The sequence below is a fragment of the Roseovarius confluentis genome, from assembly GCF_002917925.1.
Taxonomy (GTDB): Bacteria; Pseudomonadota; Alphaproteobacteria; order Rhodobacterales; family Rhodobacteraceae; genus Roseovarius; species Roseovarius confluentis.
In genome coordinates this window covers 675,078-690,509 of record NZ_PPFE01000001.1, presented here as the reverse complement: position 1 = coordinate 690,509, position 15,432 = coordinate 675,078, and the positions used below count along the sequence as shown (strand labels likewise).

Sequence of the window (15,432 nt, the reverse complement as noted above, 5' to 3'; positions counted from 1 at the left end):
AATGACAGAAATGGTGTATGGTGCGGCCCCCGTGCAGGGTGGCGAACCGATCCTCCCCAAATGGTGGCGGACCCTCGACAAGTGGTCGATCTCCTGCGTGCTGATCCTGTTCGGGATCGGGCTTTTGCTGGCGCTGGCGGCGTCGGTGCCGCTGGCCGAGAAAAACGGGTTCGAGCAGTTTCATTACGTCAAGCGGCAGGCGGCGTTCGGCTTCATGGCGCTGGCGGTGATGCTGCTGACGTCGATGATGAGCCCGCTTCTGGTGCGGCGCCTGGCGGTGCTGGGCTTTGTCTTGGCGTTCGCGGCGATGGCGATGCTGCCGTTTTTCGGCACGGATTTCGGCAAGGGCGCGGTGCGTTGGTACAGCCTTGGGTTCGCCAGCCTGCAGCCATCGGAGTTTCTGAAGCCCGGTTTCGTGGTGGTGGCCGCGTGGATGATGGCGGCCAGCAAGGAGATCAACGGCCCGCCGGGGATACGGCTGAGCTTTGTGCTGGCGGTGCTTATCGTGCTGATGCTGGCGATGCAGCCGGATTTCGGGCAGGCCTGCCTGGTGCTGTTCGGCTGGGGCGTGATGTATTTCGTGGCCGGGGCGCCGATCTTGTTGCTGGTGCTGATCGCGGGCGTCGTGGTGTGCGCGGGCTCGCTGGCCTATTCCAACTCGGAACACTTCGCGCGGCGGATCGACGGGTTCCTGAGCCCGGACGTGGACCCCAACACGCAGCTTGGCTTTGCCACCAACGCGATCCGCGAGGGCGGGTTCTTTGGCGTGGGCGTGGGCGAGGGGTCAGTCAAGTGGTCGCTGCCCGACGCGCATACGGATTTCATCATTGCCGTGGCGGCCGAGGAGTATGGCCTGATCCTGGTGCTGGCGATCATCGCGCTTTATGGCAGCATCGTCGTGCGGTCGTTGAGCCGCCTGATGCGGGAGCGTGATCCGTTCATCCGGCTGGCCGGGGCGGGCCTTGTGGCGATGTTCGGCGTGCAGGCGATGATCAACATGGGCGTGGCGGTGCGGCTGTTGCCGGCAAAAGGCATGACGCTGCCCTTTGTCAGCTACGGCGGGTCGTCGCTGATCGCCACCGGCATCGCGGTGGGGATGCTGTTCGCCTTTACCCGCAGCCGGCCGCAGGGCGAGATCAACGACATCCTGAGAGGCCGTCCGAGATGAGCGAACGGCAACCCCTTCTGGTCATTGCCGCGGGCGGCACGGGCGGGCACATGTTTCCCGCGCAAAGCCTGGCCGAGGCGATGCTGCGGCGGGGGTGGCGTGTGAAGCTGTCGACCGATCCGCGGGGCGCGCGCTATACCGGCGGGTTCCCGCATTCGGTTCAGATCGAGCAGGTGGCGAGTGCGACCTTCGCCCGGGGCGGGATCTTCAACAAGCTGGTGGCGCCGTTTCACATTCTTGGCGGGGTGCTGGGCGCGACGCTGCGCATGATGCGCGACACGCCGGACGTGGTGGTGGGATTCGGCGGGTATCCGACGATCCCGGCGCTGAGTGCGGCGATCCTTCTGCGGCGGCCGCGGATGATCCATGAACAGAACGGCGTTCTGGGGCGGGTGAACAAGCTGTTGGCCAAGCGCGTCGACAAGGTGCTGTGCGGCACGTGGCCGACGGCCTTGCCCGAGGGCGTGGAGGGCACCCATGTAGGCAACCCGGTGCGGCTGGCCGTGCATGAACGCGCGGGCGCGGGATACATTCCGCCGGGGGATTACCCGATGTCGATCCTGGTGATCGGCGGCAGCCAGGGCGCGCGCATCCTGAGCGACGTGGTGCCGCCCGCGATAGCGAACCTGCCGATGGAGGTGCTGCGCAACATCCGCGTCAGCCACCAGGCGCGCGACGAGGATGGCGAGCGGGTGGCGAAGCTTTATGCCGAGAACGGGATCGACGCCGATGTGCAGCCATTTTTCCGCGACGTGCCCGCGCGGATGTCCGAGGCGCAACTGGTGATAAGCCGGGCGGGGGCGAGCAGCGTGGCCGATATCTCGGTCATCGGGCGGCCCGCGATCCTGATCCCCTTTGCCGCCGCCACGGAAGACCACCAGACAGCGAACGCCAAAGGCCTGTCCAAGGCCGGCGGCGCGATCGTGATCCCGGAATCTCGGCTTGAGGTCGACGCGCTTTCGGAGCAGATAGCCTCGGTGCTGACGAATCCCCAAGGGGCGAGCCAGATGGCACAGGCGGCGTTGAGCGTTGGCATGCCCGACGCGGCGCAGGCGCTGGCGGATATAACAGAAGAACTGGCACGGAGCAGACAGTCATGAGGGACCTTTCATTCGAAGGAGCCAAACCGATGAACGCGGCATTGAAACTTCCCGGCGACGTGGGGCCCATTCATTTCGTGGGTATCGGGGGTATCGGCATGTCGGGCATCGCCGAGGTGCTCTTGAACCATGGCTATACCGTGCAAGGCTCGGACCTGAAGACATCCAAGATCACCGACCGGCTGGAGAAGGCCGGCGCGACAATCTTCGAAGGGCAGGAGGCGGCGAACCTCGACGCGGCGCAGGTCGTGGTGATCTCGTCCGCGATCAAGCCGGGCAATGCCGAGCTGGACGAGGCGCGGCGGCGCGGATTGCCGGTGGTGCGTCGGGCCGAGATGCTGGCCGAGTTGATGCGGCTGAAATCCAACGTGGCCGTGGCGGGGACCCACGGCAAGACGACCACGACGACGATGGTCGCGGCGCTGTTGGACCATGGCAAGTATGACCCGACGGTAATCAATGGCGGGATCATCCACGCTTACGGCAGCAATGCGCGCGTGGGGCAGGGCGAGTGGATGGTCGTGGAGGCCGACGAGAGCGACGGCACCTTCAACCGGCTGCCCGCCACGATTGCCATCGTGACCAATATCGACCCCGAGCACATGGAGCATTGGGGCACCGAAGAGGCGCTGCACCAGGGGTTCCTGGATTTCGTCTCGAACATTCCGTTTTATGGCCTGGCGATCTGTTGCACCGATGACCCGGATGTACAAACGCTGGTGGGCAAGATCAGCGACCGGCGTGTGATCACCTTCGGGTTCAACGCGCAGGCCGACGTGCGGGCGATGAACCTGACCTACGAGGCCGGCGTGGCGCATTTCGACATCGCGTTGCAGGCCGAGGGCACGGTGATCGAAGGCTGCAGCCTGCCGATGCCGGGGGACCATAACGTGTCGAACGCTTTGAGTGCTGTGGCGGTGGCGCGCAGCCTGGGGATGAAGACCGACGAGATCCGCGAGGCGCTGGCGTCCTTCGGCGGCGTGAACCGCCGCTTTACCCGCGTGGGCGAGGTGAACGGCGTGACCATCATCGACGATTACGGCCATCACCCGGTGGAGATTGCCGCGGTGCTGAAAGCCGCGCGGCAGGCCACGAAGGGCCGGATCATCGCGGTGCATCAGCCGCACCGGTATAGCCGCTTGCATTCGCTGTTCGACGATTTCTGCGCGTGCTTCAATGATGCGGACGTGGTGGCCATTGCCGAGGTATACGGCGCCGGCGAAGACCCGATCGAGGGCGCCAGCCGCGACGATCTCGTGGCAGGGCTGATTGCCCATGGCCATCGACACGCGCGGGCAATCCTGGGCGAGGATGACCTGGTGCGGTTGGTGCGCGAGCAGGCGAAACCGGGCGACATGGTGGTCTGTCTTGGCGCCGGTACGATCAGCACCTGGGCGAACGGGTTGCCGGAAAAGCTGAAAGGGTAGCGGGCTGGTGACCGGAATTTTTCGAAAATTCCGGAATAGAAAATATGCATTTTCTATTCCGTTTTCTGCGCAGAAAACGGTCGTGACTCCAGGCGGGAGGCATTGAGATGGCCGAGGCCCTGAAACGCCGGATCGGGTTGGGTCTGCTGACGGCTTATGGCGTGGGCGTCATGGTGGGGGCGGGCATCTACGTGCTTGTCGGCGCCGTCGCCGCCGATGCTGGGGTTTGGGCGCCGCTGGCGTTTCTGGTCGCCGGGATCGTGGCCGCGCCGACCGCTTTGTCCTATGCCGAGTTTTCCACGCGCCTGCCGGAAGCGGCAGGCGAGGCGGTTTTCGTCGAGAAGGGGCTGGGCGTGGGCGCGCTCGGAATCGTGGTCGGGCTGGCAATCGTGGCCGCCGGGATCGTTTCCGCCGGGGCGGTGTTGCGCGGTGGCACAGGTTACCTCACGTCGATCACCGGATTGCCGTTCGAGGCGACGGTGGCGGTGATGGGGCTGGCGCTGGTCGCGGTGGCGGTGATCGGCGTTCTGGAAAGCCTTGCGCTGGCCGCGGTGTTCACGGCGGTCGAGCTTTTCGGGTTGGGGCTGGTGATCTTCGCGGGCGCCACGGCAGAGCCCGTCGTGAGCTTTTCCGCCGCGCCGCCGGTCGTCTGGTCGGGCGTGGCGGCGGGGGCTGTGCTGGCCTTTTTCGCCTTTATCGGGTTCGAGGACATCGTGAACATGGCCGAGGAAGTGCGCGATCCGCACCGGACCCTGCCGCGGGCGATCCTGTTGTCGCTGCTGATCACCAGCCTGCTTTACGCGCTGGTATCCTTTGCCGCCGTGCGGGCCGTGCCGCTGGAACGGTTGGCTGTGTCGGAGCAACCGCTGGCGTTGGTCTGGCAGGAGGCACGGGGCGGAAGTGCCGCGTTCCTGTCGGTGATCGCGGTGGCGGCGGCCCTCAACGGTGTGCTGGCGCAGATCGTGATGGCGGCTCGGGTCCTTTTCGGGATGGGCAAGCGGCACGGGGCGCTGGCGATGTTCCACCGCGCGCATCCGCGGCTGGCCACGCCGGTTCTGGCGACGTTGCTGGTGGGCGCAGGTGTGATCGCGGGGGCGCTGGCCCTGCCGGTCGCCGATCTGGCCGAAGTGACCTCGGCCATCCTGCTGTCGGTGTTCGTGCTCGTCAACGCGGCGCTGATCGCGATGAAGTTCAAGAGCCCCGAGGCGCCGTTCCGGGTGCCCATGGCCGTACCGGTCTTCGGGCTGGTCGCGGCGCTGGCCGCCTTTGGCGTGACGATTGGAGGTGTCGTGTGACCGTAGTCTTGCTGGCCTGTCTGTGGGTGGTTGCGGGATCGCTCGTGGCGTTTCTGCCGATGCGCCATCAATACGCTCCGGGGATCGCGCTTTTGGTGCTTGCCCCGGTGTTGATCTGGATGGTCGGGCAGGAGTATGGCGTCGTGCCCGCCGCGCTGGCGGTGCTGGCGTTTGTGTCGATGTTCCGCAATCCGCTGCGCTATTTCGCGCGGCGCCTCGGAGGTGAAAGACCGGAGATACCGAAATGAGCCTGTCCCTTGTTCTTGCCTGTATCTGGGCCGTGGCGGCCAATCTTCTGGCGATGATCCCGAGCCGGGACAATCACTGGCGGCGGGCCTATCTGTTGGTCGCCGTGGGTATCCCGATCCTGGGCTATGTCACCTGGCAGAACGGGCCCTGGGTCGGTCTGTTCGTGCTGGCGGCGGGTATGAGCCTGTTGCGCTGGCCGGTGATCTATCTTGGCCGCTGGGCCCGGCGGTCTGTCGGCGGGGACGTGGCCCGCGATGGGGATTGAGTATTTTCGGCAAGAAAAAGCGCGGTCGGTCTTTTATCCCGGAACAGGGTGAGGCAATAGCGGGCGCATGAGCGATTTTCCCGAGGTACGTGGCCGGTTGAGCGAGAAGCGGATGCTGGCCGATCTGACCTGGCTGCGTGTGGGCGGGCCGGCGGACTGGTTGTTTCAGCCGGCCGATCTTGACGATCTGGCGGCGTTCCTGCGCGATCTGGAGCCAGGCGTGACGGTCTTTCCCATGGGGGTTGGCAGCAACCTGATCGTGCGGGACGGTGGCTTGCACGCCGTGGTGATCCGGCTGGGACGCGGGTTCAATTCCATCGAGGTCGAGGGCACGCGCGTGACCGCCGGGGCGGCGGCGCTGGATGCGCACGTGGCCCGCCGGGCCGGCGAGGCGGGGGTCGACCTGACCTTTCTGCGGACCATTCCCGGCGCCATTGGCGGGGCCGTGCGCATGAATGCAGGCTGTTACGGCAGTTACGTGGCCGATCATTTCGTCGAGGCGCAGGCGGTCAGCCGCGCGGGCGAGGTGGTGACGCTGAGCGCCGATGATCTGAAGTTCCAATATAGACAGACCGATCTGCCCGAGGGCTGGGTCATCACGCGGGCGACGTTCGATGGCGTTGCGGGCGATCCTGAGGACCTGGCCATGCGAATGGAAGCGCAGCTGAAGAAGCGCGACGAGACGCAGCCGACCAAGGATCGCACGGCCGGAAGCACCTTTCGCAACCCGGCCGGGTTCAGCAGCACCGGGCGGGCCGACGACACCCATGACCTGAAGGCGTGGAAGGTGATCGACAACGCCGGGATGCGCGGCGCCACGCGGGGCGGGGCGCAGATGAGCGAGAAGCATTCCAACTTCCTGATCAATACCGGGGGCGCCACGGCGGCGGACCTGGAAGGTTTGGGCGAGGAAGTGCGAAAAAAGGTTTTCCAAGACAGCGGAATAGAGTTACATTGGGAAATCATGAGGGTCGGCGAAACGGCCCCTTCCGCGGATTGAGGCGGACACAATAAAACAAGGGTCGATAACGACCCGGGACATTGAGGCAGTAAGGTGGTTTCTTCGAGCGGAAACGCCCCGACTGTTGCGGTGATAATGGGTGGCCCCTCGGCCGAACGCGAGGTGTCCCTCTCGTCAGGACAGGAATGCGCCGCAGCACTCCGGGAGGCAGGCTATGAGGTAGTCGAGGTCGATGCCGGCCGCGACCTTGCCGTGGTTCTGGCAGATCTCGAACCCGACGTGGTGTTCAACGCCCTGCATGGCCGCTGGGGCGAGGATGGCTGCGTGCAGGGTTTGCTGGAATGGATGCAGATCCCCTATACCCATTCGGGCGTTCTGTCCTCGGCGCTGGCGCTGGACAAGCAGCGCACCAAGGCGGTGTACCGGGCCGCGGGCCTGCCGGTGGTCAACAGCATCATCGTGGACAAGGACGAGGTGGCCAAGGCGCATGTGATGCCGCCGCCCTACGTGGTGAAGCCAAATAACGAAGGCTCGTCCGTGGGCGTCTACATCGTGCACGAAGCCGCGAACGCGCCGCCGCAGCTGTCCGAGGACATGCCGCGATCGGTCATGGTGGAGGCGTTCGCGCCCGGGCGGGAACTGACGACCTCGGTGATCGGCGACCGGGCGCTGGGGGTGACGGATATCATCACCGATGGATGGTACGATTATCATGCGAAATATGCCGCCGGTGGGTCGCGCCACGTGATCCCGGCCGACATTCCGCGGGAAATTGCCGAGGCCTGCGAGGATTACGCGCTGCGGGCGCATGAGGTGCTGGGCTGTCGCGGTTTGAGCCGCACGGATTTCCGCTGGGACGAGGCGAAAGGGCTGGACGGCCTGATCCTGCTGGAGACCAACACCCAGCCCGGCATGACCCCCACATCGCTGAGCCCAGAGCAGGCGCAGGCGGCGGGCATGAGTTTTCCGCAATTGTGCGACTGGCTGGTGAAGGACGCGTCATGCAACAGGTGAAACGACTGGAGCCCAAGGCCGATCCCGCGCCGTCGCGTTGGTCCTATCGCTATCAGCGGCTGATGCTGACGCCGCTGTTTCGCAAGCTTCTGCGGGTGGGGGTGCCGTTCTGCCTGGCCTTCGGTCTGGGCACTGCGTATTTTTCGGACCCCGAGCGGCAGGAGGCAATCGCGCTGGCGGTGGCCGATATCCGCGAGCAGATCGAGACGCGGCCCGAATTCATGGTGAACCTGCTGGCCGTGGAAGGCGCCAGCGGCACGGTCGAGGAGGATATTCGCGAGATTTTCCCGCATGACCTGCCGGCCAGTTCCTTTGACATCGACCTTGACGCGGTGCGCGTGTCGATCACCGGGCTTCCGGCTGTGGCCAACGCATCTGTCCGCGTGCGGCAGGGCGGTGTGCTGGTGGCGCAGGTGGAAGAGCGCCAGCCGGTGGCGATCTGGCGGTCGCGCGATGGACTGGGCGTGGTGGACGTCGAAGGCGTGGTGATCGGCGATATCGCGCAGCGGGCGGACCGCGCCGACCTGCCGGTGATCGCCGGCACGGGCGCGAGCGAGGCGGTGCCCGAGGCGCTGGAGATCCTGAAGGCGGCGGCGCCGCTGCGGTCGCGGCTGCGCGGGCTGGTGCGCATGGGCGAGCGGCGCTGGGACGTGGTGCTGGATCGTGACCAGCGCATCCTCTTGCCGGAAACCGATCCGGTGCGCGCGTTGGAGCGCGTGATCGTTCTGGCCGAAGTGCAGGACATGCTGGAGCGGGATGTTGCGGCGGTGGACATGCGCCTTGCGTCCCGGCCGACCATAAGAATGAACGAAAACGCGGTGTCCGAGTGGTGGCGCGTGACAAACATGACCGTAGGGGCGGAATAAGATGATCGAGCTTTATGAATCGCAAAGGGCGATGCGGAACATGCGCCGGGCGGCGATGCAGCGCGGTGTCGTGGCGGTTCTGGACGTCGGGACCTCGAAGATCGCCTGCCTCGTGCTGCGTTTCGACGGCAGCGACCGGCTGCGCGAGACCGAGGGTGTGGGTGCTCTGGCCGGTCAGGCCGGGTTCCGGGTGATCGGGGCCGCGACGACGCGGTCGCGCGGCGTGCGATACGGCGAGATCACGACGATGGCCGAGACCGAGCGGGCCATCCGCACGGCCCTGCAGGCGGCGCAGAAGATGGCCAATATCCGCGTCGACCACGTGATTGCCTGTTTCTCGGGGGCCGAGCCGCGCAGCTATGGCCTGGCGGGCCAGGTGGAACTGGAAGCCAGCACCGTGTCCGAGCAGGACATCAGCCGGGTGCTGTCGTCCTGTGACGTGCCCGATTTCGGCGAAGGGCGCGAGGTGCTGCATGCCCAGCCGGTGAATTTCGCGCTGGACCACCGCTCGGGACTCAATGATCCGCGCGGGCAGCTGGGACAGGACCTGGCGGTGGACATGCACATGCTGACGGTCGATGGCGCGGCGGTCCAGAACCTGGCGCATTGCGTGAAACGCTGCGACCTGGAACTGGCGGGGCTGGCAAGCTCGGCCTACGTCTCGGGGATTTCGTCGCTGGTCGAGGACGAGCAGGAGTTGGGTGCGGCCTGCATCGACATGGGCGGCGGCAGCGCCGGCGTATCGATCTTCATGAAAAAACACATGATCTATGCCGACACGGTGCGGATCGGGGGCGAACATGTCACCGGCGATATCTCTATGGGGCTGCAGGTGCCGCATGCCACGGCGGAGCGGATCAAGACCTTCTATGGCGGCGTCGTCGCCACGGGCATGGATGACCGCGAGATGATCGAGATCGGCGGCGAGACCGGCGATTGGGAGCATGACCGGCGCACGGTGAGCCGTGCCGAACTGATCGGCATCATGCGGCCTCGGGTCGAGGAGATCCTGGAGGAAGTGCGCGCGCGGCTGGACGCCGCCGGGTTCCAGCATTTGCAGAGCCAGCAGATCGTGCTGACCGGCGGCGGCAGCCAGATCCCCGGCCTTGACGGGCTGGCGACGCGCATCCTGGGGCAACAGGTGCGGCTGGGCCGGCCGTTGCGGGTGCACGGGTTGCCACAGGCGGCGACCGGGGCGGGGTTTGCCAGCGCGGTGGGCATGTGCCTTTTCGCGGCGAATCCCCAGGACGAATGGTGGGACTTTGAAATTCCGGTGGATCGCTACCCGGCGCGGTCCCTCAAGCGGGCGGTAAAATGGTTCAAGGACAACTGGTGATCGCAAAATCTGGGGGTTTCGGCGAAATCCCGCGTGAAAGCGTGAAAAAACACCCATATTTTGTGGCATTTCCTTGTTTTTTGGGTGACGTAACGGCGACGGGACGGTACTGTTAATACAATTTAGGCGGATTAAGCCTGCGCAAGGCGGGCACAACAGCAGGCAAAGAAGGCGGAGCAATGACACTTAATCTCAGCATGCCAGGTCAGGGACAGGACCATGAACTCAAGCCGCGCATCACCGTTTTCGGTGTCGGCGGGGCAGGCGGCAACGCCGTCAACAACATGATCGAGAAACAGCTGGAAGGCGTCGATTTCGTCGTCGCCAACACCGATGCGCAGGCGCTGTCCCAGAGCAACGCGCCGAACCGCATCCAGCTGGGTGTGAAAGTCACCGAAGGTCTTGGCGCCGGCGCGAAAGCCGCCGTGGGTGCCGCGGCCGCGGAAGAGAATATCGAACAGATCGTCGACCAGCTGGCGGGGGCGCACATGTGCTTCATCACCGCCGGCATGGGCGGCGGCACTGGCACCGGCGCGGCCCCGATCATCGCTCAGGCAGCGCGTGAACTTGGCGTGCTAACCGTCGGCGTCGTCACGAAACCTTTCCAGTTCGAAGGCGCCAAGCGGATGCGCCAGGCCGAGGAAGGCGTGGACATGCTGCAGAAGATGGTCGACACGCTGATCATCATCCCGAACCAGAACCTTTTCCGTCTGGCGAACGAGAAAACGACCTTCACCGAGGCGTTCTCGTTGGCCGATGACGTTCTTTACCAGGGTGTGAAGGGTGTGACCGACCTGATGGTGCGCCCGGGCTTGATCAACCTCGACTTTGCCGACGTGCGCGCGGTGATGGACGAGATGGGCAAGGCGATGATGGGAACCGGCGAGGACGACAGCGAAGAGCGCGCGATCCAGGCCGCCGAGAAGGCCATAGCGAACCCGCTGCTGGACGAAATCAGCCTGCGCGGGGCGAAGGGTGTCCTGATCAACATCACCGGCGGGCACGACCTGACGCTGTTCGAGCTGGACGAAGCGGCCAACCGCATCCGCGAGGAAGTGGACGCCGACGCCAACATCATCGTGGGCAGCACGATGGATCCGACGATGGAAGGCTTCATGCGCGTGTCCGTCGTGGCCACCGGCATCGACGCCAGCGACGAGAGCAAGGAAATCCCGGTGCCGCGTCGCTCGCTTGCAGAGCCGCTGAAGCCGGTTGAAGACGTCGAGGTCGAGGCGATCGAGGCCTACGAGGAAAAAGTCGAGCCGGTAGCGGAGCCCGCCGTGGCGGCGAGCACCGAAACGACCGAAGAACCCAGCCTGTTCAATGCCTTTGACGCGCAGCGCGCAGCGGCCGAAGAGCAGATGGAAGACATCTTCGAGGCCGAGAGCGGCGAGCGCGACCTGCCGCCGCCGGCCTATACGCCGCGCCCCGAGCCCGAAACTTTCGTGGCGCAGGCGGAAGAACCCGAGACCTTCGTGGCGCCCAAGGCCCCCGCGCCGGGCACCCCGTCGCAGGACGCTCTGGCCCGGCTTCAGGCGGCGGTTCATCACCGTGGCGGCGAAACCCGCCAGCCAGCGCAAGAAGCGCCCGCAGCTGCACAGGGGCAGGGTCCGGCACATGCCGCCGAGAAGCCGCGTTTCGGGATCAACTCGCTGATCAACCGGATGACGGGTCATGGCATGGAAGGGCAGCCGCAGCAGCCGCAGCGCCCGGTGCGCCAGCAGCCGCCGATGCAGGCCACGGCGCCGCAGCCGGAGGTGCGCGACGAGCGTGAGGAAGAGGACGACCAGATCGAAATTCCCGCATTCCTGCGCCGTCAGGCGAACTGATCCGAACAATAAATCACTATGCTAAAGGGCCGCGAAGAGCGGCCCTTTTTCGTTGTGGTGCAAGGAGTTGGCAGGTTGTGCGGCAGAGTTGGCAAAAAACCGCCAAGCCTTGCAACATCGATGTTTCAGCGCGTTGCAAAGAGTGAATTGAGGATTTCTTCGGAGCGAAATAGGTGTGGCTGAGTTAATTAAAATATGCCGATCTTCGGCCTGAGGTAAGCACGTGCAAAATACGGTCAAAACCCCGGTATCTTTCGATGGCCTCGGCCTGCACTCGGGTGCGCCCGCGCGCCTGACCATCCTGCCGGCGCCGGCGAACCGCGGAATCGTCTTTCGGCGGATCGACGGCGATTTGCGTGACTGCGAAATCCCGGCGCGCTGGGACATGGTGAACCAGTCGCCGCTTTGCACCCTTCTGGAAAACGCGGCGGGCGTCAGTATTTCGACGGTCGAGCACATCATGGCGGCCCTGTCGGGATGCGGTGTGCACAACGCGGTGATCGAGGTCAACGGACCGGAGGTGCCCATCCTGGATGGCAGCTCGGCCCCGTTCGTGCATGGCATCCTGTCCACCGGGCTGCGCCGCCAGCACGCGCCGGTACGCGCGCTGAAGGTTCTGAAGCCTGTCGAGGTGGTCAAGGGTGACGCAAAGGCCCGTCTGGTGCCGCATGACACGCTGCTGCTGGAATTCGTGATCGAGTTCGATGATGCGGCGATCGGTCGGCAGAAAAAGCTTCTGAATATGTCGAACGGCAGTTTCGTGCGCGAATTGTCGACCGCGCGCACCTTCTGCCGCAAGGCGGACGTGGACGCGATGCGCGCCAACGGTTTGGCCCTGGGTGGCAATCCCGGAGAGAACGCGGTGGTCTTCGACGGGGACCGTGTGCTGAGCCCCGGCGGGCTGCGCCAGCCGGATGAACCGGTGCGGCACAAGATGCTGGATGCGCTTGGCGACCTGGCGCTGGCCGGTCTGCCGATCCTGGGCCATTACAGCGGCCTGCGCGCCGGGCATGCGGTCACCAACGACCTGCTGCGCGCGATGTTCGCCCAGCCCGATACGTTCGAGATCGTGACCTGCGACGCCGAGACCGCCGCCCGGCTGCCCGGCGCGGGCGTGCATTGGGCCGAGGTACCTGAGGTCGCCTGACCACAGGTTAGTGCTTTGTGACCTGCAATCGGGTCTAAGGCGTTTTGCACCGGAAAATTATGTGCTAGGACGCCGTTGATATTGCAGATATGATCCTGCGACATCACGCGGCCTTAAGGCCTGAACACGAGTTTAGCACAGGGCTTTTGGGGGTACGTGCGAGCATGACAGGCGGCAGAATCGGGATCGGTTTGGCAGCGGCCCTCGTGGCCTCGACACTCCTTGCAAGCTGTGGTGGCGTCAACTCGCGCATTTCGCGCGGTGAAGTCGACTACGAACAGTTCACGGCGGAACAGATTTTCGGCCGGGCCGAGTACGACCTGGCAAGCGGTGACCCCGAACAGGCGGCGGAACTCTTCGCCGAGGTCGAGCGGCTTTATCCCTATTCGGAGTGGGCCAAGCGCGCCGTGATCATGCAGGCCTTTGCCTATCACAAGGACGAGGATTACGAGAACAGCCGGTCCGCCGCGCAGAGGTATCTCGATTTCTATCCCGCCGATGGCGATGCGGCCTATGCGCAATACCTGCTGGCGCTCAGCTATTACGATCAGATCGACGAGGTGGGCCGCGATCAAGGGCTGACGTTCCAGGCGCTGCAATCGCTGCGACAGGTGATCGAACAGTATCCCGACAGCGAATATACCAGCTCGGCGATCCTGAAGTTCGACCTGGCCTTCGACCACCTGGCGGCCAAGGAAATGGAGATCGGGCGCTATTACCTGCGGCGCGATCACTTCACGTCGGCCATCAACCGCTTTCGCGTCGTGGTCGAGGATTTCCAGACCACGACCCACACCGCCGAGGCGCTGCACCGGCTGGTCGAGGCGTACCTGTCGCTGGGCCTGACGAACGAGGCACGCACGGCAGGCGCGATCCTGGGCCACAACTTCAAGAGCACCGAATGGTACGAGGACAGTTACAAGCTGTTGACCGGGCAGGGGCTGACACTGGAAGCGGTGGGCGACAGCTGGCTGCGGCAGGTCTATCGGCAAACGATCCTCGGACGCTGGTTGTAACCGCCCGGGGGGCCTGATGCTCCGCGCGCTGGAGATTCGTGACATTCTGATCATCGACCGGCTGGACCTGGCGTTTCAGCCCGGTCTGAACGTGCTGACCGGCGAGACCGGGGCCGGCAAGTCGATCCTGCTGGACTCGCTGGGCTTCGTGCTGGGCTGGCGCGGACGGGCCGAACTGGTGCGGCAGGGGGCCGAGCAGGGCGAGGTGGTGGCCGAGTTCGATCTGCCCGAAGGGCACGCGGCACGGGCGGTACTGGAAGAGGCGGGGCTGCCGGTGGAGGACACGCTGCTGCTGCGGCGCGTGAACACCGGCGACGGGCGCAAGACGGCCTGGGTCAATGACCGCCGCTGCTCGGGTGACGTGCTGCGGGCGCTGTCGGACACGCTGGTGGAACTGCATGGGCAGCATGACGACCGGGGCCTGCTGGACCCCAAGGGGCACCGGGACCTGCTCGATGAGTTTGGCGGGCTGTCGGGACTGCGCGAAAAGGTGCGCGGCGCGTGGAAGGCGCGCAGCGCGGCGCGCAAGGCGTTGCGCGAGGCCGAAGCGAAGCTGGCCGAGATGCGCGCCGAGGAAGAATTCCTGCGCCACGCGGTCGAGGAACTGGACGCGTTGTCGCCCCAGCCGGGCGAGGAGGCGGAGCTGGACACGCGCCGCCGCCTGATGCAGCAGTCCGAACGCATCCGCGAGGATATCGCCAAGGCGCAGGCCGCCCTGCGCGATGGCGCCGAAGGGCAGGCGCAGGATGCGCTGCGCTGGCTGGAAGGGGCTGCCGACAAGGCCGAGGGCCGGTTAGAGGAGGCGCTGGCCGCCCTTGGCCGCGCCATGGTCGAACTGGACGAGGCCGCGAGCGGCGTCGAGGATTGCCTTGAGGCGCTGACCTTCAACCCGCTGGAATTGGAAGAGACCGAAGAGCGGCTTTTCGCGATCCGGGCGCTGGCCCGCAAGCATGGCGTGGCGCCGGATGACCTGGCCGGGTTTGCCGAGGGCGTGCGCGACCAGGTTGCGACCCTGGAACAGGGCGATGCGGACCTCAAGGCGTTGCAGGCGGCGGTCACGGAAGCGGATGCGGCCTATGCCGAGGCCGCCGGGACGCTGAGTGACGCGCGTACCAAGGCGGCGGGTAAGCTGGACAAGGCCGTGATGGCCGAACTGGCGCCGCTGAAGATGGATCGCGCGGTCTTTGCCACGCATGTCACCCAAGCCGATCCCGGAGAAACGGGACAGGACGCGGTGACCTTTACCGTGGCCACCAATCCCGGCGCGCCGGCAGGCCCCTTGGGCAAGATCGCCTCGGGCGGGGAGTTGAGCCGGTTCCTGCTGGCGCTCAAGGTCTGTCTGACCGGCGGGCAAAGCGGCCTCACGCTGATATTCGACGAGATCGACCGGGGCGTGGGCGGGGCCACCGCCGATGCGGTGGGCCGGCGGCTGGCGGGGCTGGCGTCGGACAACCAGGTGCTGGTGGTCACCCATTCGCCGCAGGTCGCGGCAAGAGGCGCGCACCACTGGCGCGTCGAAAAGCGCGTGGCCAAGGGGCAGACGCTGTCGACGGTCACGGCGCTGGATGCAGGGGCGCGCACCGACGAGATCGCGCGGATGCTGTCGGGCGAGACCATTACCGAGGAGGCCCGCGCCGCCGCCGAGGCGCTGATGGCGGGCTGACCCCGGCTTTTCCTCTGGCCATAATTATCCCGGGGAAGCGGCGAAACCGCAGGTTCGCCGTGGGGGGCAGCGCCCCCTCTTCGCGGCGTCACACGC

14 protein-coding genes are annotated in these 15,432 nt (G+C 65.6%); all 14 read left to right on the top strand.

Annotation, left to right across the window (positions count from 1 at the left end; all coding sequences use genetic code 11):
* Window position 1: 1 nt before the first annotated feature.
* The gene (ftsW, locus tag C2I35_RS03330) at window positions 2–1,168 is read left to right on the top strand and encodes a putative lipid II flippase FtsW (protein WP_103761568.1); all 1,167 of its coding nucleotides are present in this window, start codon (window positions 2–4) and stop codon (window positions 1,166–1,168) included.
* Entirely contained in the window at window positions 1,165–2,268 is a 1,104-nt protein-coding gene (locus tag C2I35_RS03325; protein ID WP_103761567.1) for a UDP-N-acetylglucosamine--N-acetylmuramyl-(pentapeptide) pyrophosphoryl-undecaprenol N-acetylglucosamine transferase, read from the top strand. Before ftsW ends, C2I35_RS03325 begins: the two co-directional genes overlap by 4 nt.
* Before the next feature lie 29 nt (window positions 2,269–2,297).
* Complete coding sequence (gene murC / locus C2I35_RS03320) at window positions 2,298–3,695, top strand: UDP-N-acetylmuramate--L-alanine ligase (RefSeq protein WP_103761566.1); 1,398 nt, start codon at window positions 2,298–2,300, stop codon at window positions 3,693–3,695.
* A gap of 107 nt (window positions 3,696–3,802) precedes the next feature.
* Window positions 3,803–4,990 (top strand): APC family permease, encoded by a 1,188-nt coding sequence (locus C2I35_RS03315; RefSeq protein ID WP_103761565.1) that lies wholly within the window; start codon window positions 3,803–3,805, stop codon window positions 4,988–4,990.
* Window positions 4,987–5,238, top strand: a complete 252-nt coding sequence (locus C2I35_RS03310; protein WP_103761564.1) for a DUF2484 family protein — start codon at window positions 4,987–4,989, stop codon at window positions 5,236–5,238. The genes C2I35_RS03315 and C2I35_RS03310 overlap by 4 nt, the downstream gene beginning before the upstream one ends.
* Complete coding sequence (locus tag C2I35_RS03305; RefSeq protein ID WP_103761563.1) at window positions 5,235–5,504, top strand: DUF2484 family protein; 270 nt, start codon at window positions 5,235–5,237, stop codon at window positions 5,502–5,504. Before C2I35_RS03310 ends, C2I35_RS03305 begins: the two co-directional genes overlap by 4 nt.
* A gap of 67 nt (window positions 5,505–5,571) precedes the next feature.
* Entirely contained in the window at window positions 5,572–6,504 is a 933-nt protein-coding gene (gene murB, locus C2I35_RS03300; protein WP_103761562.1) for a UDP-N-acetylmuramate dehydrogenase, read from the top strand.
* Between the two features lie 96 nt (window positions 6,505–6,600).
* Window positions 6,601–7,479 carry a D-alanine--D-alanine ligase gene (locus tag C2I35_RS03295; RefSeq protein ID WP_245890376.1) on the top strand — a complete coding sequence of 293 codons (879 nt, stop codon included), beginning with the start codon at window positions 6,601–6,603 and terminating at the stop codon, window positions 7,477–7,479.
* Window positions 7,467–8,345 (top strand): cell division protein FtsQ/DivIB, encoded by an 879-nt coding sequence (locus C2I35_RS03290; RefSeq protein ID WP_103761560.1) that lies wholly within the window; start codon window positions 7,467–7,469, stop codon window positions 8,343–8,345. The genes C2I35_RS03295 and C2I35_RS03290 overlap by 13 nt, the downstream gene beginning before the upstream one ends.
* 1 nt (window position 8,346) lies before the next feature.
* The gene (ftsA, locus tag C2I35_RS03285) at window positions 8,347–9,681 is read left to right on the top strand and encodes a cell division protein FtsA (RefSeq protein WP_103761559.1); all 1,335 of its coding nucleotides are present in this window, start codon (window positions 8,347–8,349) and stop codon (window positions 9,679–9,681) included.
* Between the two features lie 179 nt (window positions 9,682–9,860).
* Window positions 9,861–11,510: a cell division protein FtsZ gene (gene ftsZ, locus C2I35_RS03280; protein ID WP_103761558.1), complete on the top strand. Its 1,650-nt coding sequence runs from the start codon at window positions 9,861–9,863 to the stop codon at window positions 11,508–11,510.
* Between the two features lie 223 nt (window positions 11,511–11,733).
* Window positions 11,734–12,657 carry a UDP-3-O-acyl-N-acetylglucosamine deacetylase gene (gene lpxC / locus C2I35_RS03275; RefSeq protein WP_103761557.1) on the top strand — a complete coding sequence of 308 codons (924 nt, stop codon included), beginning with the start codon at window positions 11,734–11,736 and terminating at the stop codon, window positions 12,655–12,657.
* A gap of 164 nt (window positions 12,658–12,821) precedes the next feature.
* Window positions 12,822–13,673, top strand: a complete 852-nt coding sequence (locus C2I35_RS03270) for an outer membrane protein assembly factor BamD (RefSeq protein WP_103761556.1) — start codon at window positions 12,822–12,824, stop codon at window positions 13,671–13,673.
* Between the two features lie 16 nt (window positions 13,674–13,689).
* Window positions 13,690–15,336 (top strand): DNA repair protein RecN, encoded by a 1,647-nt coding sequence (gene recN / locus C2I35_RS03265; protein ID WP_103761555.1) that lies wholly within the window; start codon window positions 13,690–13,692, stop codon window positions 15,334–15,336.
* Window positions 15,337–15,432 lie beyond the last annotated feature (96 nt).

Coding starts and splice junctions, on each gene's coding strand:
- ftsW (WP_103761568.1), top strand. CDS start 2: ATGACAGAAATGGTGTATGGTGCGGCCCCCGTGCAGGGTGGCGAACCG.
- C2I35_RS03325 (WP_103761567.1), top strand. CDS start 1,165: ATGAGCGAACGGCAACCCCTTCTGGTCATTGCCGCGGGCGGCACGGGC.
- murC (WP_103761566.1), top strand. CDS start 2,298: ATGAACGCGGCATTGAAACTTCCCGGCGACGTGGGGCCCATTCATTTC.
- C2I35_RS03315 (WP_103761565.1), top strand. CDS start 3,803: ATGGCCGAGGCCCTGAAACGCCGGATCGGGTTGGGTCTGCTGACGGCT.
- C2I35_RS03305 (WP_103761563.1), top strand. CDS start 5,235: ATGAGCCTGTCCCTTGTTCTTGCCTGTATCTGGGCCGTGGCGGCCAAT.
- murB (WP_103761562.1), top strand. CDS start 5,572: ATGAGCGATTTTCCCGAGGTACGTGGCCGGTTGAGCGAGAAGCGGATG.
- C2I35_RS03295 (WP_245890376.1), top strand. CDS start 6,601: ATGGGTGGCCCCTCGGCCGAACGCGAGGTGTCCCTCTCGTCAGGACAG.
- C2I35_RS03290 (WP_103761560.1), top strand. CDS start 7,467: ATGCAACAGGTGAAACGACTGGAGCCCAAGGCCGATCCCGCGCCGTCG.
- ftsA (WP_103761559.1), top strand. CDS start 8,347: ATGATCGAGCTTTATGAATCGCAAAGGGCGATGCGGAACATGCGCCGG.
- ftsZ (WP_103761558.1), top strand. CDS start 9,861: ATGACACTTAATCTCAGCATGCCAGGTCAGGGACAGGACCATGAACTC.
- C2I35_RS03270 (WP_103761556.1), top strand. CDS start 12,822: ATGACAGGCGGCAGAATCGGGATCGGTTTGGCAGCGGCCCTCGTGGCC.
- recN (WP_103761555.1), top strand. CDS start 13,690: ATGCTCCGCGCGCTGGAGATTCGTGACATTCTGATCATCGACCGGCTG.